Annotated in this window: 1 pseudogene; it reads right to left on the minus strand. The window is 63.2% G+C overall.

Features of this window, described 5'->3' with window-relative positions:
• Positions 1 to 433: pseudogene (gene mceG / locus H7I41_RS15615) on the minus strand (ABC transporter ATP-binding protein MceG); the annotation flags it as partial.

Genomic DNA, 433 nt, shown 5'->3' on the forward strand with positions numbered 1-433 from the left:
GTCCTTCTCCTCCGACATGCCGATCGGNCCGATACGGCGACCGTTGAGGAACTGCTTGACCACCGGCTCCTCCGAGGTGAGCAGCACCTCGCGGGGACCGAACATGACCAGCTTCTTGCGGAACAGCATGCCGATGTTGTCCGGCACGGTCCGGGCGATGTTGATGTTGTGCGTCACGATCAGCACCGTCGCATCGATCTGGGCGTTGATGTCGATCAGCAGCTGGGACAGGTAGGCGGTACGCACCGGGTCCAGACCGGAGTCCGGCTCGTCGCAGAGGATGATCTTCGGGTCCAGCACCAGGGCACGGGCCAGGCCGGCGCGCTTGCGCATACCGCCGGAGATCTCACCGGGGAACTTGTGCCCGTCGTTGGGCATACCGACGAGTTCGAGCTTTTCCATCACGATGTTGCGGATCTCGGACTCGGACTTC

The sequence above is a fragment of the [Mycobacterium] manitobense genome (assembly GCF_025821665.1).
Classification (GTDB): domain Bacteria; phylum Actinomycetota; class Actinomycetes; order Mycobacteriales; family Mycobacteriaceae; genus Mycobacterium; species Mycobacterium arseniciresistens.